At 70.6% G+C, this 19079-nt stretch carries 17 protein-coding genes and 1 riboswitch; of the genes, 13 read left to right on the top strand and 4 right to left on the bottom strand.

All coding sequences use genetic code 11. The features are described 5' to 3' along the window. Window positions 1–177 precede the first annotated feature (177 nt). The 10 genes from ACIA6C_RS28915 (at window position 178) to ACIA6C_RS28870 (ending at window position 10252) form a co-directional block, all read left to right on the top strand. Entirely contained in the window at window positions 178–768 is a 591-nt protein-coding gene (locus ACIA6C_RS28915; RefSeq protein WP_361137666.1) for a CDP-alcohol phosphatidyltransferase family protein, read from the top strand. Between the two features lie 99 nt (window positions 769–867). After that, on the top strand, window positions 868–3363 hold the full coding sequence (locus ACIA6C_RS28910; protein WP_399280224.1) for a sugar phosphate nucleotidyltransferase: 2496 nt from the start codon (window positions 868–870) through the stop codon (window positions 3361–3363). 97 nt (window positions 3364–3460) lie between these two features. Then, entirely contained in the window at window positions 3461–4366 is a 906-nt protein-coding gene (locus ACIA6C_RS28905) for a DUF881 domain-containing protein (protein ID WP_399280222.1), read from the top strand. Beyond that, complete coding sequence (locus tag ACIA6C_RS28900; RefSeq protein ID WP_030158423.1) at window positions 4363–4695, top strand: small basic family protein; 333 nt, start codon at window positions 4363–4365, stop codon at window positions 4693–4695. The genes ACIA6C_RS28905 and ACIA6C_RS28900 overlap by 4 nt, the downstream gene beginning before the upstream one ends. A gap of 5 nt (window positions 4696–4700) precedes the next feature. After that, on the top strand, window positions 4701–5525 hold the full coding sequence (locus tag ACIA6C_RS28895; protein WP_399280220.1) for a DUF881 domain-containing protein: 825 nt from the start codon (window positions 4701–4703) through the stop codon (window positions 5523–5525). Between the two features lie 82 nt (window positions 5526–5607). After that, entirely contained in the window at window positions 5608–6543 is a 936-nt protein-coding gene (locus ACIA6C_RS28890) for an FHA domain-containing protein (RefSeq protein WP_399280241.1), read from the top strand. A 69-nt stretch (window positions 6544–6612) separates the two neighbouring features. Beyond that, a complete protein-coding gene (locus tag ACIA6C_RS28885) occupies window positions 6613–7386 on the top strand; it encodes a MerR family transcriptional regulator (RefSeq protein ID WP_399280219.1) in 774 nt (257 codons plus the stop codon). A gap of 52 nt (window positions 7387–7438) precedes the next feature. Continuing rightward, window positions 7439–7912: a bifunctional nuclease family protein gene (locus tag ACIA6C_RS28880; protein WP_007262890.1), complete on the top strand. Its 474-nt coding sequence runs from the start codon at window positions 7439–7441 to the stop codon at window positions 7910–7912. A gap of 202 nt (window positions 7913–8114) precedes the next feature. After that, complete coding sequence (locus tag ACIA6C_RS28875) at window positions 8115–8732, top strand: MerR family transcriptional regulator (protein ID WP_366082599.1); 618 nt, start codon at window positions 8115–8117, stop codon at window positions 8730–8732. Window positions 8733–8794: 62 nt separating this feature from the next. Beyond that, window positions 8795–10252, top strand: a complete 1458-nt coding sequence (locus ACIA6C_RS28870) for a DNA polymerase IV (protein ID WP_399280217.1) — start codon at window positions 8795–8797, stop codon at window positions 10250–10252. 26 nt (window positions 10253–10278) lie between these two features. Here the strand turns inward: ACIA6C_RS28870 and ACIA6C_RS28865 are convergent, their stop codons facing one another. After that, window positions 10279–10665: a PRC-barrel domain-containing protein gene (locus tag ACIA6C_RS28865; RefSeq protein WP_361137661.1), complete on the bottom strand. Its 387-nt coding sequence runs from the start codon at window positions 10663–10665 to the stop codon at window positions 10279–10281. 128 nt (window positions 10666–10793) lie between these two features. Next, a riboswitch (glycine riboswitch) is annotated at window positions 10794–10892 on the top strand. Between the two features lie 196 nt (window positions 10893–11088). Here ACIA6C_RS28865 and gcvP point away from each other — a divergent pair. Beyond that, a complete protein-coding gene (gcvP, locus tag ACIA6C_RS28860; RefSeq protein WP_366082597.1) occupies window positions 11089–13974 on the top strand; it encodes an aminomethyl-transferring glycine dehydrogenase in 2886 nt (961 codons plus the stop codon). An 88-nt stretch (window positions 13975–14062) separates the two neighbouring features. On the opposite strand, the gene ACIA6C_RS28855 is transcribed toward gcvP, so the two are convergent. Both ACIA6C_RS28855 and ACIA6C_RS28850 read right to left on the bottom strand, forming a co-directional pair. After that, window positions 14063–14251 carry a DUF5999 family protein gene (locus tag ACIA6C_RS28855; protein ID WP_030236602.1) on the bottom strand — a complete coding sequence of 63 codons (189 nt, stop codon included), beginning with the start codon at window positions 14249–14251 and terminating at the stop codon, window positions 14063–14065. Window positions 14252–14535: 284 nt separating this feature from the next. Further along, window positions 14536–15156: a hypothetical protein gene (locus ACIA6C_RS28850; protein ID WP_361137659.1), complete on the bottom strand. Its 621-nt coding sequence runs from the start codon at window positions 15154–15156 to the stop codon at window positions 14536–14538. Window positions 15157–15650: 494 nt separating this feature from the next. Here ACIA6C_RS28850 and ACIA6C_RS28845 point away from each other — a divergent pair, with 494 nt between their 5' ends. Further along, window positions 15651–17186 carry a glutamate-cysteine ligase family protein gene (locus ACIA6C_RS28845; protein ID WP_361137658.1) on the top strand — a complete coding sequence of 512 codons (1536 nt, stop codon included), beginning with the start codon at window positions 15651–15653 and terminating at the stop codon, window positions 17184–17186. A gap of 43 nt (window positions 17187–17229) precedes the next feature. After that, window positions 17230–18069: a type II CAAX endopeptidase family protein gene (locus ACIA6C_RS28840; RefSeq protein WP_366082292.1), complete on the top strand. Its 840-nt coding sequence runs from the start codon at window positions 17230–17232 to the stop codon at window positions 18067–18069. 4 nt (window positions 18070–18073) lie between these two features. On the opposite strand, the gene ACIA6C_RS28835 is transcribed toward ACIA6C_RS28840, so the two are convergent. Then, the gene (locus ACIA6C_RS28835; RefSeq protein WP_399280213.1) at window positions 18074–18892 is read right to left on the bottom strand and encodes a PhzF family phenazine biosynthesis protein; all 819 of its coding nucleotides are present in this window, start codon (window positions 18890–18892) and stop codon (window positions 18074–18076) included. Between the last annotated feature and the right edge of the window lie 187 nt (window positions 18893–19079).

Raw genomic sequence — 19079 nt, 5'->3', positions numbered from 1 at the left:
GGACCCTGTGGGAGAGTAGGACGCCGCCGAACAATTATTGCGGGAAGCCCCGCACCAGCCCTTCGGGGCCGGTGCGGGGCTTTTCTGCGTTCACCGGCCCGCAGGGCGACTCGGGCTCTCCTGTAGGGTCAGGGTGCATCGTTCGACTAGTTCTACCGTCACAGTGGAGGCCCCCGGGTGGAGGTCCAGGAGACTCGGGTTCAGACTGACCGAATTTTCACCATTCCGAACATCCTGAGCATGGCTCGCCTCGTAGGCGTACCCCTGTTCCTCTGGCTGATCCTCGCGAAGCACGACGGTTGGGCACTTCTCGTCCTCATGCTCAGCGGCATCAGCGACTACCTCGACGGGAAACTCGCGCGACGCTGGAATCAGATCAGCAATCTCGGCCGCCTGCTGGACCCGGCGGCGGACCGGCTGTACATCCTGACCACGCTCTTCGGTCTGACCTGGCGCGGGATTCTGCCGCTGTGGCTCACCGCCGCCCTCCTGGCCCGTGAGCTGATGCTGCTGGTCATGGTGTGGATCCTGCGCCGGCACGGCTATCCGCCGCCGCAGGTCAACTTCCTCGGCAAGGCCGCCACCTTCAACCTGATGTACGCGTTCCCGTTGCTTCTGCTGAGTGACGGCAACGGTTCGTTGGCCTGGATGGCGTCAGTTTTCGGATGGGCGTTCGCCGGATGGGGTACAACCCTGTATTGGTGGGCAGGAATCCTTTACGTGGTTCAGGTCCGCCGGCTGGTCAAGGCGGATGCCACGGCCGATTGAGCTTGCTCGACGCCGGTACACGCGGAGGAGTTGCGGAGTCACCGTCCGAGACGGGTGAGGTCGGCTTGACCGTCATCTCTCAAGGAGGACTCTTCCGACATGAAGGCCGTCGTGATGGCTGGTGGCGAAGGCACACGTCTTCGCCCCATGACCTCAAGCATGCCCAAGCCGCTCCTGCCGGTGGCGAACCGGCCGATCATGGAGCACGTGCTCAGGCTGCTCAAGCGGCATGGGCTCAATGAGACCGTTGTGACCGTGCAGTTCCTGGCGTCCCTCGTCAAGAACTACTTCGGTGACGGCGAGGAGCTCGGGATGGAGCTCACCTATGCCAACGAGGAGAAGCCACTCGGGACCGCCGGAAGCGTGAAGAACGCCGAAGACGCTTTGAAGGACGACACCTTCCTCGTCATCTCCGGCGACGCGCTCACGGACTTCGACCTCACCGATCTGATCCGCTTCCACAAGGAGAAGGGCGGCCTCGTCACGGTCTGTCTGACCCGGGTGCCGAATCCGCTGGAATTCGGCATCACCATCGTGGACGAGGAAGGCAAGGTCGAGCGCTTCCTGGAGAAGCCGACGTGGGGCCAGGTCTTCTCGGACACCATCAACACCGGCATCTACGTGATGGAGCCGGAGATCTTCGAGTACGTCGACGCGGACGTCTCGGTCGACTGGTCCGGTGACGTCTTCCCGCAGCTGATGAAGGAAGGCCGGCCGATCTACGGCTACGTGGCCGAGGGCTACTGGGAGGACGTCGGCACGCACGAGAGCTACGTCAAGGCCCAGGCCGACGTGCTCGAAGGCAAGGTCCAGGTCGACATGGACGGCTTCGAGATCTCGCCCGGCGTCTGGATCGCCGAGGGCGCCGAGGTGAGCCCCGACGCCGTGCTGCGCGGGCCGCTGTACATCGGCGACTACGCCAAGGTGGAGGCCGGCGTCGAGATCCGCGAACACACGGTCGTGGGCTCGAACGTCGTCGTCAAGAGCGGCGCCTTCCTCCACAAGGCCGTGGTGCACGACAACGTGTACATCGGACCCCACAGCAATCTGCGCGGCTGTGTGATCGGCAAGAACACCGACATCATGCGGTCGGCCCGGATCGAGGACGGCGCCGTCATCGGTGACGAGTGCCTCGTCGGTGAGGAGTCGATCGTCCAGGGGAACGTACGTGTCTACCCCTTCAAGACGATCGAGGCCGGTGCCTTCGTCAACACCTCCGTCATCTGGGAGTCCCGCGGCCAGGCCCATCTGTTCGGGGCGCGCGGCGTCACCGGGATCCTGAACGTGGAGATCACCCCCGAACTGGTGGTACGGCTGGCCGGGGCTTACGCGACGACCCTCAAGAAGGGCGCCACGGTCACCACGGCCCGTGACCACTCACGTGGTGCGCGAGCGCTCAAGCGGGCCGTGATCTCGGCACTCCAGGCCAGCGCGATCAACGTCCGCGACCTGGAGAACGTGCCGCTGCCCGTCGCCCGGCAGCAGACCGCGAGAGGCAGCGCCGGCGGCATCGTGCTGCGTACCTCGCCCGGTGTGCCGGACTCCGTGGACATCATGTTCCTCGACGAGCGCGGTGCCGACCTCTCCCTCCAGCAGCAGCGCAAGCTGGACCGCGTGTACGCCCGCCAGGAGTACCGGCGTGCGTTCCCCGGTGAGATCGGCGACCTGCAGTTCCCGGGCAGCGTCTTCGACGCCTACACGGGTTCGATGCTGCGGCGCGTGGACATCACCGGCGTCGCCGATTCCGGGCTCAAGGTGGTCGTGGACGCCTCCAACGGCAGTGCGGGCCTCGTTCTGCCCAGCCTGCTCGGCCGGCTCGGTGTGGACGCCCTGACCGTCAACCCGGGGCTCGACGAGTCCCGCCCGACGGAGACCCGGGAATCCCGGCGGGCCGGGCTGGTGCGCCTCGGCGAGATCGTGGCCTCGTCGCGGGCGGCCTTCGGTGTGCGGTTCGACCCGGTGGGCGAGCGGATCTCGCTGGTGGACGAACGCGGGCGGATCATCGAGGACGACCGTGCGCTGCTGGTGCTGCTGGACCTCGTGGCCGCCGAGAAGCGCAGCGGCAAGGTCGCGCTGCCGGTGACCACCACGCGTGTCGCCGAGCAGGTGGCCGCGTACCACGGCACCCAGGTGGAGTGGACGACGACCTCGCCGGACGACCTGACGCGGGTGGGCCGCGCGGAGAGCACCATCTTCGGCGGTGACGGCCGCGGCGGGTTCATCGTCCCCGAGTTCAGCAGCGTGTTCGACGGCTCGGCCGCGTTCGTCCAGCTGATCGGGCTGGTGGCGCGTACGCAGCTCACCCTGAGCCAGATCGACGCGCGGATTCCGCGGGCGCACGTCCTCAAGAGGGACGTGCCGACGCCGTGGGCGGTGAAGGGGCTCGTCATGCGGCGGGTCGTGGAGGCGGCCGGCGACCGGCAGGTGGACACCACGGACGGGGTGCGCGTGGTCGAGGCCGACGGCCGGTGGGCGCTCGTGCTGCCCGACCCGGCGGAGGCCGTCACACATCTGTGGGCCGAGGGCCCCGACGACGCGTCCGCGCAGGCGCTGCTCGACGAGTGGGCCGCGGTGGTGGACGCCGGCGAGCACTGAGGCAGCCGTACCGCGCCGTCCGGGGGCCGGGCGGGAGAGTTCTCCCGTCCCGGCCCCCGGACGGCGCATTCGGTGTCGGCGGGGGCATCATGCGACGATGAGCGGCATGTCGCAGCCGCACAACAACCGGAGTTCGGTCACACGGCCCGCGCGCCCGGACGCTTCCATGTCGCTGCTGACGCACGTGATGGACCACAGTCTCGACGAGGGGTACGCGGAGGCCTCGGCGCGGCGCGAAGCCGAGGGCACTTCCGGCCTTCCGCGCACCCTCAAGGCCAAGCTGGCGCTCGCGGGCGGCCTCGTGCTCGCCGCGATGGTGGTCACCCTGGGCGCCGCGCAGGCGCGGGTGGCCGCGCCGGTGCTGGCCAAGGAGCGTCAGGAGCTCATCGACCGCGTGGACCGGGCCAACGCCCACGCGGACGGCCTGGAAGGGGACATCGAGCGGCTGCGCACGGAGGTCGCCGATCGCCAGCAGGCGGCGCTCAAGCAGGTGGGCGGCGACCAGGGCCGGCTGGTGGCGCTGCTGTCCGGGGCGACCGACGTCCGCGGGCCGGGGGTCAAGCTGGTGGTGGACGACGCCAAGGGCTCCTCGTCGGGCGGTGGCGGCGGCCCCCGCGAGACCAAGGGGTTCTCGGACACGGGACGGCTGCGGGACCGGGACATGCAGAAGATCGTCAACGGTCTGTGGCAGTCGGGGGCCGAGGCGATCTCGATCAACGGGCAGAGGCTGACGGCGCTGTCGGCGATCAGGGCCGCCGGTGACGCGATACTGGTCGACAACAGGCCGCTCGTGCCGCCGTACGAGGTCCTCGCCGTCGGTGACGGCAAGCGGCTGGGCACCCGGTTCCAGGACTCCGCCGGCGGCCAGTACCTGCACGTGCTCCAGGAGAGCTACGGGATCCGCTCCAGCCTGTCGCCCGTGGACGACCTCCGCCTCCAGGCCGCGTCGAGCCTCGCCGTACGTACAGCCACAGCAGAACAGCCGAAGAAGGGTGCATCGTGATCGCGGTACTGGGCCTCGTGGCCGGAGTGGTGGTCGGGCTGCTGGTCCGGCCCGAAGTGCCGGCCGTGGTGGAGCCTTATCTGCCGATCGCCGTGGTGGCCGCGCTGGACGCGGTGTTCGGCGGCTTGCGTGCCATGCTGGACGGCATCTTCGTGGACAAGGTCTTCGTGGTGTCGTTCCTGTCCAACGTGGTGGTGGCCGCGCTGATCGTCTTCCTCGGCGACAAGCTGGGCGTCGGCTCGCAGCTGTCGACCGGTGTGGTGGTCGTGCTCGGCATCCGCATCTTCTCCAACGCGGCGGCCATCCGCCGGCACGTGTTCCGGGCGTGAGGCCGATGAGTACGAATGGAACCCCTGAGGGCACCCCTCCCGAGGAACCGAACGTTCCGGAGCAGCCTCTTGTAGGGGGGACACCCGCACCGGCCGGGGACCCGGAGCAGAGCGGCCGCCGGCGGCTGGTGGCGGGCCTGTGGCCACCGAGGCTGAGCCGGGCGCAACTGGTCGTCGCGTTGCTGCTGTTCGTCCTCGGGCTGGGCCTGGCCATCCAGGTGCGGTCCAACAGCGACTCCAGTGCTCCGCTGCGCGGTGCCCGCCAGGAGGACCTCGTACGGATCCTCGACGAGCTGGACGGGCGCACCAAGCGGCTGGAGGACGAGAAGCAGAAGCTGGAGGACCAGCGCAAGGAGCTGGAGAGCAGCTCCAACCAGGCGGAGGAGGCGCGCAAGCAGACCGTGGAGAAGGAACGCCAACTGGGCATCCTGGCCGGTACCGTGGCCGCACAGGGCCCGGGCATCACGCTGCGGATCACCGACCCCAAGGGCCAGGTGCAGTCCGATCAGCTGTTGGACACCCTCCAGGAGCTGCGGGCGGCCGGCGCCGAGGCGATCCAGATCAACGGCGTGCGGGTGGTGGCGAGCTCATTCTTCTCGGACGAGGGAGGTGGGGTCGCGATCGACGGTAAGAAGATCACACAGCCCTACGAGTTCAGGGTGATCGGCAAGCCCCAGGACTTGGAGCCGGCGCTCAACATCCCCGGCGGCGTGGTGCAGACGCTGGAGAAGGAGCAGGCCACTGCCGGCGTCACACGGTCGGCCAAGATCGTCGTGGACGCCTTGCGAGCTGCGAAGCAGCCTGACTACGCTCGGTCGTCATCGTCGTGAGGCGGGGCGGAATGTGGAGCGGCTCACGTGGGCGGATGCCTGCGGGGGGTCGACGCGCCGAAGTCGCGGTGCGTGGTGGAAACTGTCTGGTGGTTACGGACGTTGTGAGAATGTCCGGGTCGGCAGGTGTGTGCATGCGGAGTTCGTCCTGCCCCACGGGCGGGTCTGTTTCGGTCAAGGGGAATCGCCCGTGAAGTTGTTTGAGAAGTTGTTCGGCAAGAAGAACCGCGAGGAGAGCGGTGCTCGGCACCGTGCGGGGCACGGGGACGCGGAGGCCCAGGGTGAGCGGCCCCTCTTCCGGGACGAGGTCGGGCCCGGGGGTGACATTCCGGGCGCTTCGGGCGCGTCGTCTGTTGACCCCGCCGGTTCCGGACGCATAGGTTTCGGTGATCCGTCAACCTCAAGTGCGGGTGGAGGGTTTGCCTCCGACCCCTATGCCACCAATGCCTCCGCGGGGCAGCCGCGGCGCGAGGAGCCGTCCATGTCGGCCGAGCAGGTTTGCAGCAGGTGTGGCCACCGCAGCGATGCGGCGAGCCGGTTCTGCTCCAACTGCGGGGCGCCGCTGCGGGCGGGTCTGACGCCGGAGCGTGCCTCGGAGACCACGTCCACCATCTCGATCTCGGGCCTGGAGGCCTACGAGGCCGAGGTGGCGGGGCACGCGCCGTCCTCCCTTTCCCCCGAGGCCCAGGCCGCGGTGGAAGCCCTGCCCCCGGGTTCCGCCTTGCTGATCGTGCGGCGCGGCCCCAACTCCGGCAGCCGCTTCCTGCTGGACGGGGAACTGACCACGGCGGGCCGGCACCCGCAGAGCGACATCTTCCTGGACGACGTCACCGTCTCCAGGCGGCACGTCGAGTTCCGCAGGAGCCAGGACGGCGGGTTCACCGTCTCCGACGTGGGCAGTCTCAACGGCACGTACGTCAACCGTGAGCCGATCGACTCGGTCGCCCTGCACAACGGCGACGAGGTGCAGATCGGCAAGTACCGGCTGGTCTTCTACGCGAGCCTGCGGGGCATCTGACCCTCCCCGGGACGCCTCTTCGGCCGAGGCCGGGGAAGTGCCCCCCGGGGAACCGACAGGGAAGGTCCCATGCTGCGTACCCCGTCCGGCGGTGCCGCGAAGAACGGCACCGCCGGGGCCGCCGGGCGGCTGGTGAGCATCGGCACGGTGCTGACCATGCTGCGCGACGAGTTCCCCGACGTCACCATCTCGAAGATCCGCTTCCTGGAGGCGGAAGGCCTGGTCGAACCCAGACGCACACCTTCCGGATACCGCAAGTTCAGCACCGACGACGTCGAACGGCTGAGCCGGATCCTGCGTCTGCAGCGGGACCACTACCTGCCGCTGAAAGTCATCCGGGAGCAGCTCGACGCACTCGACCGCGGAGAGCAGATCCGTATCCCGGCCCCCACGGCGCCCCGTGACCCGGGCGGCGCGACCGGAACCACCGGACCCGCGGCCGTGTACGGCGAGGTGGGCCGGGAGAGGCCGCCCGCGGCCCGGGTGGGGCGGGCGGAGCTGCTCGCCGCCACGGAGGTGGACGAGGAGCAGTTGGCAGAGTGGGAGTCGTACGGACTCCTCGGCGAGGCGCCGGACGGCGGGTTCGACGCCGAGGCGGTCACTGTGGCCCGGCTGATCGCCGATCTCGGCCGTTTCGGGCTGGAGCCCCGGCACCTGCGGGCGATGAAGGCGGCGGCGGACCGCGAGGCCGGACTGGTGGAGCAGGTCGTCTCCCCCTTGCGGCGGCACCGCAACCCGCAGACCAGGGCCCATGCCGAGGCCACTATGAAAGAGCTGGCGGGACTCTCGGTCCGGCTGCACGAGGCGCTCGTGCAGACCGCACTCGGGGTCCGTCTGCGTTGACCGGAAAGAGCCCGACTACCCAAACCGGTCGGGCACGTCCTAGGGTTGCTGTGTGAACGAGCTCGACGTTGTGGGTGTCCGGGTGGAAATGCCCTCGAACCAACCGATCGTGCTCCTGCGTGAAGTGGGAGGCGACCGGTACCTCCCCATCTGGATCGGTCCGGGGGAGGCGACCGCCATTGCCTTCGCGCAGCAGGGGATGGCACCTGCCCGGCCGCTGACGCACGACCTGTTCAAGGACGTGCTGGAGGCGGTCGGTGAGGAGCTCACCGAGGTCCGGATCACGGATCTGCGGGAGGGCGTCTTCTACGCGGAGCTGGTCTTCGCGAGCGGGGTCGAGGTGAGCGCGCGGCCTTCGGACGCCATAGCACTGGCCCTGCGGACGGGGACGCCGATCTACGGCAGTGACGGCGTGCTGGACGACGCCGGCATCGCCATTCCGGACGAGCAGGAGGACGAGGTGGAGAAGTTCCGCGAGTTCCTCGACCAGATCTCGCCCGAGGACTTCGGCACCGGCCCGCAGTGAGGCGGCGGACAAGCCGCCCACCTGGGACATTCTGCCCATTCGGTAACCCTTTCCCCGATATGGGGCACGGGAAACCACTCTCAGGGTGATTATCACTCGGCGTGCCGAGTGTGGCGATCGTTGACGCACCCCTGGTGACTGCCTACCTTCGAGGTGGGCAGGTCAAGGACGGAGGGTCGGCGTGAGCATCACGGGCGACGGCATGACCGGGGGCACCCCCGCACGGAGTGACGGTGGGCCGTACCCGCTGCACGGCGGTGCGGCGGGCAGTGCGCGCCGTCAGCCGGACCCGGCGCCGGCCGCACCGGCCGGCGGGGCCCCGGCGCCCGAGCAGGTCGGCTACCGCGGACCGACGGCGTGCGCCGCGGCGGGCATCACGTACCGCCAGCTCGACTACTGGGCGCGGACGGGCCTGGTGGAGCCGAGCGTGCGCCCCGCCTACGGCTCGGGGACGCAGCGGCTCTACAGCTTCCGCGACGTGGTGGTCCTCAAGATCGTCAAACGCTTCCTCGACACCGGGGTCGCGCTGCAGAACATCCGTACCGCGGTGCAGCACCTGCGCGACCGCGGTTTCTCGGACCTGGAGCGCATGACCCTGATGAGCGACGGCGCCACCGTCTACGAGTGCACCTCGCCGGACCAGGTCGTCAGCCTGCTCCAGGGCGGGCAGGGCGTCTTCGGCATCGCGGTGGGCGTGGTCTGGCGGGACGTGGAGAACGCGCTGTCACAGCTGCACGGGGAACGGATCGACACCGGCGAGACGCTGGTCCGCCCCAACCCGAGGGACGAACTGGCCGCGCGCCGCAACCGGGCCGTCTGACGCGCCGCGCGCCGCCGGGGCGCCGGACGGCGTTGTCAGTGGCGTAGGGCAGCATCGGAGCCGTGAGAGCCGCGCCGACCATCCTCCACCTGGACATGGACGCCTTCTACGCCGCCGTGGAGCAGGCGTCGAAGCCGAGCCTGCGCGGAAAGCCGGTGATCGTCGGCGGCCTCGGGCCGCGCGGGGTGGTCGCCACCGCCTCCTACGAGGCCAGGCGCTTCGGGGTGCATTCGGCGATGCCGACGGCGCAGGCCAGGCGGCTGTGCCCGAACGGCGCGTACCTGATCCCCCGCTTCACCCTGTACCGCGAGGTCAGCGAGACCGTCATGGCCCTGCTGCGGGCGCTGTCACCCCTGGTGGAGCCACTCAGCCTCGACGAGGCCTTCGTGGACCTGGAGGCGGGCGGCGTCGCCTTCGACTCGGCTACCGCTCGCGCCACGGGGGAGCGGCTGCGGGCCGACATCATGGCCGCCACCGGGCTCAGCGGCTCCGTGGGGCTGGCCGGCTCCAAGATGCTGGCCAAGGTCGCCTCGGAGGAGGCCAAACCCGCCGGGCTGCTGCTCATCGAGCCCGGGACGGAGCGGGAACTGCTCGCGCCGATGTCGGTACGGACCCTGCCGGGCGTCGGGCCGGCCACCGGGGAACACCTGCGGCGGGCCGGGATCACCACGGTGGGGGACCTGGCCGAGGCCGGGGAGGACGAACTGGTCCGGATGGTGGGGCGGGCCCACGGCGCGGGGCTGTACCGGATGGCGCTGGGTCTGGACGACCGGCCCGTGGTCGCCGAGCGGGACGCGAAGTCGGTGTCCGTGGAGGACACCTTCGACGTGGACCTGCACGACCGGGTGCGGATCCGGTACGAGGTCCAGCGGCTCGCCGACCGCTGTGTGGGACGGCTGCGCGGCTCGGGCCACTCCGGGCGGACCATCGTGCTCAAGGTGCGGCGCTACGACTTCTCGACGCTGACCCGCTCGGAGACGCTGCGGGGCCCGACCGACGACCCGGTGGTGGTGCGGGAGGCGGCCCAGCGGCTGCTGGAGGCCGTGGACACCACGGGCGGGGTGCGGCTGCTGGGCGTCGGGGTGACGGGGCTGGCCGACTACACGCAGGAGGACCTGTTCGCCCAGGCCGATGCCCTGGCCGACGCGCTGGCCGCGCAGGCCGCGCAGGAGGGCCCGGAAGGCGGCCCGGCGCAGGCCGGTGAGGCCGAGGGGCCGGGCGGGGCGCAGGAGCCCGGCGTGACCGCCGCGGCGGCCTCAGCGCCCTCGCCGGTCACCGGCGGCGCGGACGAGCCCGAACCGGCCGCCGGGCGCCGCTGGCCGGCCGGCAGTGACGTCAGACATGCGGTCTACGGCCCCGGCTGGGTCCAGGGCAGCGGGATCGGCCGGGTGACGGTGCGCTTCGAGCGCCCCGGATCGGCGCCGGGGCGCGTGCGCACCTTCCGGCTGGACGACCCCGAACTGGAGCCTTCCGATCCGCTGCCGCTCGTGGGGGAGGAGGGGACGCCGGACGGTCCCTAGTGCGGTGGACCTTTCCGGTCGCAGCACTAGCCTTCGCCGGCCAGGCTGCCGAAGTCCCGGGGCTGCGCAGGGGGCTGGGGGCGCTGGAAGTCCGTCGGGAGGGTCACGTCAAGGCCGTAGTGGTGGTAGAGCTGGAGTTCCTGCTCCGGGGAGAGGTGGCGGCCGACCCCGAAGTCCGGGGCGTCCTTGATCAGGGAGCGTTCGAAGGGCACCCGGAGGGTGTCGTCGACCACCTCGCTGGGCTCCAGCGGAACGAAGGCGTCCCGGCTGAACAAGCCGGTCCGGACGGCGGCCCACTCGGGTACGCCGGTGGCATCGTCGAGGTAGACCTCGTCCACGGTGCCGATCTTGGCGCCATTGCGGTCGAACGCCTTGCGGCCGATGAGACTGCGGGGATCGATGTCGGTCTGCACGGTCCGGTCCCTCCAAGTGGTCGCAACTGTTCCGTAATGACTCGTAATGACTACAGAAGGGCAAATCCGCGGCGGGGGCCACTTGAGGGAGCTTCCAGATCCTCGCTGGTAGGCTGAGTGATGGCTGTTGACCCTGTGCGGGAGAGTCCTCCGAGTGAGCACGACGGAGGCGCCGAAGGAGCAAATCCTCCCCGGAATCTCTCAGGCATACGTACCGCACGTGACGAGGCCACTCTGGAAAGCAGGGGTGGGTACCGGGCGCGCAGTACCGGTTCCCCTCCTCACCGACGGTGAAAGCCGGAGGCCGCGGACATCCCCGCGACTCCGGTGAAGCTCTCAGGTTGAGATGACAGAGGGGGAGGCCGTCCGGGTGCCCGCGCCGTGGTGCCCCTCGCAGGTCGTACGACCAGGAGGCCTCCGTACATGACCGCCAACCGCATTCCGCTCTCTCAGCTGGAGCGAGGCATCCCCTTCGAGCAGCGCCACATCGGCCCGGATGCCGAGGCGCAGGCCAAGATGCTCGCCCAGGTGGGCTACGGCTCCCTGGACGAGCTCACCGCCGCCGCGGTACCGGATGTGATCAAGACCGCGGCCGCGCTGAACCTCCCCGAGGCGCGGACCGAGGCCGAGGTGCTGGCCGAGCTGCGCTCGCTCGCCGACCGCAACCAGGTTCTGTCCCCCATGATCGGCCTGGGTTACTACGGCACGTTCACCCCGCCGGTGATCCTGCGCAACGTCATGGAGAACCCGGCCTGGTACACGGCCTACACCCCGTACCAGCCGGAGATCTCGCAGGGGCGCCTGGAGGCGCTGCTGAACTTCCAGACCGTCGTCGCCGACCTGACGGGCCTGCCGACCTCGGGCGCCTCCCTGCTCGACGAGGGCACCGCGGCCGCCGAGGCCATGTCGCTGGCCCGCCGCGTCGGCAAGGTCAAGGGCGGTGTCTTCCTGATCGACGCCGACGCGCTGCCCCAGACCATCGCCGTGATCGAGACGCGCGCCGAGCCGATCGGGGTCGAGGTCGTCGTCGCGGACCTGTCCGAGGGCATCCCGGCCGAGATCGCCGAGCGCGGCGTCTTCGGTGTGCTGCTCCAGTACCCCGGCGCCTCCGGTGCCGTGCGGGAGATCAAGCCGGTCATCGACCAGGCGCACGAGCTCGGCGCGATCGTCACCGTCTCCGCGGACCTCCTCGCGCTGACCCTGCTGGTCTCCCCGGGCGAGCTGGGCGCCGACATCGCGGTGGGCACCACGCAGCGCTTCGGCGTCCCGATGGGCTTCGGCGGACCGCACGCCGGCTACATGGCCGTCCAGGCCAAGCACGCCCGCTCGCTGCCCGGCCGCCTCGTCGGTGTCTCCGTCGACGCGGACGGCAACAAGGCGTACCGCCTCGCGCTCCAGACCCGCGAGCAGCACATCCGCCGTGAGAAGGCCACCAGCAACATCTGCACCGCGCAGGTGCTGCTCGCCGTCATGGCCGGGATGTACGCCGTCTACCACGGCCCGGACGGCCTGCGCACGATCGCCCGCCGCACCCACCGCTACGCCGCCCTGCTCGCCGCCGGCCTGACGGCCGGCGGGGTCGAGGTCGTGCACGGCGCGTACTTCGACACCGTCACCGCCCGGGTTCCCGGACGGGCCGCCGAGGTCGTGGCCGCCGCCCGCGAAGGCGGGGTGAACCTCTATCAGGCCGACGCCGACCTCGTCTCCATCGCCTGTGACGAGACGACGCTGCGCGCCGACATCGAGGCCGTCTGGGCCGCCTTCGGCGTCACGGCGGACATCGAGGCGCTGGACGCCACGACCGGGGACACGCTGCCCGAGGGCTTGCTGCGCTCGGACGCCTACCTGACGCACCCGGTGTTCCACCAGCACCGCAGCGAGACCGCCATGCTGCGCTACCTGCGCAAGCTCGCGGACAAGGACTACGCCCTGGACCGGGGCATGATCCCGCTGGGCTCCTGCACGATGAAGCTCAACGCGACCACCGAGATGGAGCCGGTGACCTGGCCCGAGTTCGGCCAGCTGCACCCCTTCGCCCCGGTGGAGCAGGCGGAGGGCTACCTCACGCTCATCACCGAGCTGGAGGAACGTCTCTGCGAGGTCACCGGCTACGACAAGGTCTCGATCCAGCCCAACGCCGGCTCCCAGGGTGAGCTCGCCGGTCTGCTGGCCGTGCGCGCCTACCACCGCGCGAACGGCGACGAGCAGCGCACCGTCTGCCTCATCCCGTCCTCGGCGCACGGCACGAACGCGGCCAGCGCCGTGATGGCCGGCATGAAGGTCGTCGTCGTCAAGACCGCCGACGACGGCGAGGTGGACGCGGACGACCTGCGCGCCAAGATCGAGCAGTACCGCGACGAGCTCGCCGTCCTGATGATCACCTACCCCTCGACGCACGGTGTCTTCGAGGAGCACGTCGCCGACATCTGCGCCCAGGTGCACGAGGCCGGCGGCCAGGTCTACGTGGACGGCGCCAACCTCAACGCCCTGGTGGGTCTGGCCAAGCCGGGCCACTTCGGCGGCGACGTCTCGCACCTGAACCTGCACAAGACCTTCTGCATCCCGCACGGCGGCGGCGGTCCGGGCGTCGGCCCGGTCGGTGTCCGGGCGCACCTCGCGCCGTACCTGCCCAACCACCCGCTCCAGCCGACCGCCGGCCCCGAGACGGGCGTCGGCCCGATCTCCGCGGCGCCCTGGGGCTCGGCCGGCATCCTGCCGATCTCGTGGTCCTACGTCCGCCTCATGGGCGGCGAGGGTCTCAAGCGCGCCACCCAGGTGGCGGTGCTCGGCGCCAACTACATCGCCAAGCGTCTGGAGCCGCACTACCCGGTGCTCTACACGGGCCCCGGCAACCTGGTCGCGCACGAGTGCATCATCGACCTGCGTCCGCTGTCGAAGGCGACGGGCGTGAGCGTGGACGACATCGCCAAGCGTCTGATCGACTACGGCTTCCACGCGCCGACGATGTCCTTTCCGGTGGCCGGCACGCTCATGATCGAGCCGACGGAGTCCGAGGACCTCGCCGAGATCGACCGGTTCTGCGACGCGATGATCGCCATCCGCGGCGAGATCGAGCGGGTCGCGGGCGGCGAGTGGCCGGTGGACGACAACCCGCTGGCCAACTCCCCGCACACCGCGGCGGCGCTCGGCGGCGAGTGGAACCACCCGTACAGCCGCGACGAGGCCGTCTTCCCCGGCGGGGTCACCGCGGCCGAGAAGTACTGGCCGCCGGTGCGCCGGATCGACGGCGCCTTCGGCGACCGGAACCTGGTGTGCTCCTGCCCGCCGCTGGACGAGTACGACGCCTGAGCCGTCCTCCCGTAGACGGATGACGTAGCAGGGGGCCGGTCCCGGAGCGCATGCTCCGGGACCGGCCCCCTCCTCGTGAGCGAGCCGTCTACGCGACCGCGAGCGGGCGGTGCGGGGCGATGATCTGGCCGTCCGGCAGCAGCTCACCGGTGTCCTCGAAGAGCAGGACGCCGTTGCACAGCAGGCTCCAGCCCTGTTCCGGGTGGTTGGCCACCGGGCGCGCGGCCTCCCGGTCGGCGGACTCTGATGACGGGCAGGCAGGCTGGTGCTGGCACATGGATGCGTTCTTTCGCTGCGGTGTGGTCTGCGTGCTACGGCTCGATGTGTGTTTCATGGCCGTCCCCCTGGTTTCATCCCCGCACCAGCGGGGAGCGTGTCGTCAGTCTTCCCCCATGACGGCTGCTTCGCAGGGATTTCCCGGCAGCTGTCCTCATAGATTGATGACGCATCACTCGTGCGGGCGGTTCAGCCAACTCCCGTGCCAATCGGGGTGGTTCCCCGCTGGCCCAAGCGGGCTAGGCCGCATGGGCCACTCGGGCCATGCCGGTCGGTCCGTGCAGGTCAGGCCGCCGGAGCGGCCACCGGCGGCGGTGTCGGAGGCGCCGTGCGCCGCAGTCGGTGGGTCAGTACGGGCAGCAGTTCGGACACGGTGTGCGGCCGGTACGGGGCGATCCCCGGCGGGGCCGGCGCCAGGGGCACCAGCAGGTCGGCGGCGGCCGGCAGCCCGGCGGACGGGTCGGCGTTCACGGCTCCGTGCAGCCACAGCGTCAGCATGTACAGCTCCGGTACGGACAGCAGCCTGGGCTGGTAGCCCTGGCCCAGCGACTCCGCCTGCCGCAGCGCGCGTTCGGTCGCCGCGACGTAGGGGCCTTCGAAGAAGTGCGAGAAGGCCCAGCCGTCCGGGGTGAGGCGCGTGTCGGCGGCCGCGACGAACCGGTCGCCGCTGCGGATCAGGAACCGCCAGCCCGTCAGCCGCGTGCGGGGCGGCCTGCCGCCGGGCACCAGCGCCGAGGCGTGCAGCCGGTCGAGGACGTGGACCGGGAGCGGAAGTTCGGCGGTGACCGGCCCTTGCAGGGCGCGCAGGGAAGGAGTGTGTGCCTCGTTGACGGCGGTGGGGGAACCGAGTGCCGCGAGGACGCTGCGCAGGGCGGGCGCGGGAGCCGGAGGGACATGCAGCGGCATGGTGGGTCGCCTCTCACTTGGGAGACCGGTGCTACGGGGGAAGGTGCGGACGGCGCTGTCGCATTCTGGGGTCAGAGGTGGGCTGTGGGGCAATGGCCGCGCGCCAACTCTCTGCCTCGTTTGCGGAGTTTATACGACATGTGTTCACGCAATGTTTCGGCTAGCTGTCCCGGCTATTGCCGACAAGGCGATTACCGGTCCCGCTGACCTGACATGCATGCCGGTTGCACACGGACATGCAGCGCTGACCTCGGAGGTTACCGGACGGGGGCTCGGCTGGAAAGCACCGGTTATCCGGAATGGGCAAAGTCAACGCGGAATTTGCTCAGGCGTACTTGCCGGATGAATGTGCCGAAGCGCCGTTCGCGCCAAACCGGCGCGCGCTCGCGGCCACGCGCGCCCCCTCGGCGTTAGCGATCATTCCGCTGGGGCATCATCGACCGTAACGCCCGCCTGCATGCTGTGGGCCGGGCCACTTGAGGAGGGACACCTCGATGGGGGAGAAGGTCGTGGCAGGCGGATTCGACCTGTCCGATCGGCAGCGGTATCGGAGGAAGCTGCGGGAGTGCCTGGAGGGCCTGGAGCGACTTCTGGCAGAGCAGAGGTTCGATCGCCCGAAGAACATGATGGGGCTGGAGATCGAATTGAATCTCGCGGGTGCCGACGGGTTGCCGAAAATGGTGAATGCCCAGGTCCTGGAACGGATAGCGAGCCCCGATTTCCAGACCGAGCTCGGAATGTTCAACCTGGAGGTCAACGTCCTCCCGCACCGCCTGGAGGGCCGCGTTTTCGACCAGCTCGCCGAGGAACTGAGCGCCGGACTGCACTACGCCCACCGGCAGGCCGCGGAGATCGACGCGGGCGTGGTGATGATCGGGATCCTGCCCACCGTCTCCCGGGCCGACCTGGCCCTGGCCAACCTTTCGGCGGTGGACCGCTACTCGCTGTTGAACGAGCAGATCCTGATGATGCGCGGCGAGGACTTCACCCTCGACATCGAGGGGGTCGAGCGGGTCACCTGGACCACCGGCTCGATCGTTCCGGAAGCCGCCTGCACCTCCGTGCAGTTGCACTTGCAGGTCACCCCGGCCCGGTTCGCGGACGTGTGGAACGCGGCGCAGGCGGTGGCGGCCGTACAGATAGCCGTCGGGGCCAACTCCCCGTTCCTGTTCGGCCGGGAGCTGTGGCGCGAGTCCCGGCCGCCGCTGTTCACGCAGGCCACCGACACCCGGCCGCCCGAGCTCCAGGCGCAGGGCGTGCGGCCGCGCACCTGGTTCGGGGAGCGATGGGTGGAGTCGGCCTACGAACTCTTCGCCGAGAACGTCCGTTACTTCCCCGCGCTGCTGCCGATCTGTGACGAGGAGGAGCCGCTGCGGGTCCTGGCCGAGGGCGGGGTGCCGAGCCTCCAGGAGCTGGTCCTGCACAACGGCACCGTCTACCGGTGGAACCGCCCCGTGTACGGGGTCGCCGACGGGGTGCCGCACCTGCGGGTGGAGAACCGGGTGCTGCCGGCCGGGCCGACGGTCGCCGACGTCGTGGCCAACGCGGCCTTCTACTACGGCCTCGTGCGGACGCTCGCGGACGAACCGCGTCCGGTGTGGACCCGGCTCCCCTTCGCCGAGGCGGAGGCCAACTTCGACGCGGCCTGCCGGTACGGGATCGACGCCCGGCTGCACTGGCCCCGCCGGGGCCGGGGCGCGGGCCTGGCGAGCGTGCCGGCGGTGCGCCTGGTGCTGGACGAGCTGCTGCCGATGGCCGCGGCGGGCCTGGACGCCTGGGGGATCGCCCCCGCCGACCGGGACCGCTGCCTCGGGATCATCGAAGAGCGCTGCCGGCGCCGGGTGAACGGGGCGACCTGGCAGGTCGACACCTACCACCAGGCGCTCGCGGGCGGTCTGGAACGCGACGCCGCGCTGGCCGCGACCACACGGCGGTACACCGAGCTGATGCACCGGGGCGACCCGGTGCACACCTGGCCGGTCGGGCTGCCGGAGCGGGAGGTGGACGCCCCGGCGGCGATCGGCCGCTGACCCGCCGGGTCCGGTGCGTGCCCGGCCGCGCCCAGGAGGCAGTATGGGGGTGGCGGACAACGGGACGGCGGGACGGGAGTCGCACGTGCGGGTGGAGCCGGAGCCGGTGGCCGAGGACCGGCGGGAGGACCGCCGCGGGTACCTGCGGACCGAGACGCTGCTGGTGCTCGCGCTCTCGCTGGGCGCGAGCGCGGTCTCGGCGCTGATCAGTTTCATCGGCTCGCTCACCAAGCCGGGTGGCCTCAAGGACCAGGCCGCCACGCTCAACGGCTCCTACGCGCCGGGCCGCCCGTGGCTGGACCTGGCGTGGCAGCTGTTCGGGATCGCGACCGCGCTGGTTCCCGTCCTGCTCGTCGCCCACCTGCTGACCCGCGAAGGGGCACCGGGGCTGCGGGCGCTCGGTTTCGACCGCACCCGCCCCGGCCGGGACCTGGGCCGGGGGGTGCTCGTCGCGGCCGGGATCGGCAGCGCGGGGCTGGCCTTCTACCTGGCGTCGCGGGCCGCCGGTTTCAACCTGACGGTGGTGCCCGAGGCGCTGCCCGACGTGTGGTGGAAGTTCCCGGTGCTGATCCTCTCCGCCGTGCAGAACGCGGTGGTGGAGGAGGTCATCGTGCTGGCCTACCTGCTGCGGCGGCTGGACGGGCTCGGCTGGTCCCCGACGGCGGCGCTGCTGGCCAGCTCGGTGCTGCGGGGCTCCTACCACCTGTACCAGGGCGTCGGCGGCTTCGTCGGCAACATGGTGATGGGCGTCGTCTTCGTCCTGGCCTACCGCCGTTGGGGCCGGGTGGCTCCGCTGGTCGTCGCCCACGCGCTGCTCGACATCGTGGCCTTCGGCGGGTACGCCCTGCTGGCGGGTCACGTCTCCTGGCTGCCGACTCCCTGACGGGTCAGGGGCGGGTGCGCAACTCGCCGTCCAGCACCGTGACGGTGCCGCCGGTCAGGTGCGTGCGGTTGCCGGCGAGCCGGACGGCCACCAGGCCGGTGCGCTTCCCGCCCTGGAGCCCCACGAGTTCGGTGCGGCCCAGCCGGGCGGCCCAGAACGGGGCGAGCGCGGTGTGGGCGCTCCCGGTGACGGGGTCCTCGTCAATGCCGACGGCGGGGAAGAAGCCCCGGGAGACGAAGTCGTACCCGCGGGCGGGATCCTCGGCGGCCGCGGTGACGATCACCCCGCGGCGGGCGTAGGCGCGCAGGGCGGCGTGGTCGGGGGTGAGCTCCCGTACCGCCCGCTCGTCGGCCAGTTCCACCACCAGGTCGCCGATGTGGGCGGAGGTGTCGTGGACGGACAGGACCGCGGCGCCCAGGGCGCGCCCCACCTCGGCGGGGGCCTCGACGGGAGTCAGCGAGGAGGTCGGGAAGTCCATCGTGATCCGGCCGTCGTCGCCGGCCAGTGCCGTCAGCACGCCGCTGCGCGTGCCGAAGCGGACCAGGCCGTTCGCGAGGCCGCTCGTCGCGAGGACGTGGGCCGTGGCGAGAGTGGCGTGGCCGCACATGTCGACCTCGGTGGCCGGTGTGAACCAGCGCAGCGCCCAGTCCGCTTCCCCGCCGGGCGGCAGGGGGCGGGCGAAGGCGGTCTCGGAGAGGTTGACCTCGGCCGCGACCTGCTGGAGCCAGCCGTCCGCGGGGAACTCCCCGTCGAGGATCAGCACCCCGGCGGGATTCCCGCCGAAGGGACGGTCGGTGAAGGCGTCGACGATTCGGATGCGCATGCCCCGACCGTAGGGCGGCTCCCTGATCGCCGCCTAAGGCCAATGCGGGGAGGCTGGCCCTGTCGATGAATAGTTTCCGATATATCGTTGACGCATCGCGAGTGGTCGGTCATAGTGGAGACATCGGAGCCCGGAAGCGGCTTCGAAGGAGCGATCGCAACGATCGGCACTGACATCGACGAATGAC

This window comes from Streptomyces sp. NPDC051578 (assembly GCF_044454045.1).
Taxonomy (GTDB): domain Bacteria; phylum Actinomycetota; class Actinomycetes; order Streptomycetales; family Streptomycetaceae; genus Streptomyces.
This window is presented reverse-complemented; position numbering and strand designations above follow the sequence as displayed.

What these genes read in the sequence shown, in the direction of transcription:
- ACIA6C_RS28910 (WP_399280224.1), top strand. Translation starts at nt 868, where the DNA reads ATGAAGGCCGTCGTGATGGCTGGTGGCGAAGGCACACGTCTTCGCCCC.
- ACIA6C_RS28905 (WP_399280222.1), top strand. Translation starts at nt 3,461, where the DNA reads ATGAGCGGCATGTCGCAGCCGCACAACAACCGGAGTTCGGTCACACGG.
- ACIA6C_RS28895 (WP_399280220.1), top strand. Translation starts at nt 4,701, where the DNA reads ATGAGTACGAATGGAACCCCTGAGGGCACCCCTCCCGAGGAACCGAAC.
- ACIA6C_RS28885 (WP_399280219.1), top strand. Translation starts at nt 6,613, where the DNA reads ATGCTGCGTACCCCGTCCGGCGGTGCCGCGAAGAACGGCACCGCCGGG.
- ACIA6C_RS28875 (WP_366082599.1), top strand. Translation starts at nt 8,115, where the DNA reads ATGACCGGGGGCACCCCCGCACGGAGTGACGGTGGGCCGTACCCGCTG.
- gcvP (WP_366082597.1), top strand. Translation starts at nt 11,089, where the DNA reads ATGACCGCCAACCGCATTCCGCTCTCTCAGCTGGAGCGAGGCATCCCC.
- ACIA6C_RS28855 (WP_030236602.1), bottom strand. Translation starts at nt 14,251, where the DNA reads ATGTGCCAGCACCAGCCTGCCTGCCCGTCATCAGAGTCCGCCGACCGG.
- ACIA6C_RS28850 (WP_361137659.1), bottom strand. Translation starts at nt 15,156, where the DNA reads ATGCCGCTGCATGTCCCTCCGGCTCCCGCGCCCGCCCTGCGCAGCGTC.
- ACIA6C_RS28845 (WP_361137658.1), top strand. Translation starts at nt 15,651, where the DNA reads ATGGGGGAGAAGGTCGTGGCAGGCGGATTCGACCTGTCCGATCGGCAG.
- ACIA6C_RS28840 (WP_366082292.1), top strand. Translation starts at nt 17,230, where the DNA reads ATGGGGGTGGCGGACAACGGGACGGCGGGACGGGAGTCGCACGTGCGG.
- ACIA6C_RS28835 (WP_399280213.1), bottom strand. Translation starts at nt 18,892, where the DNA reads ATGCGCATCCGAATCGTCGACGCCTTCACCGACCGTCCCTTCGGCGGG.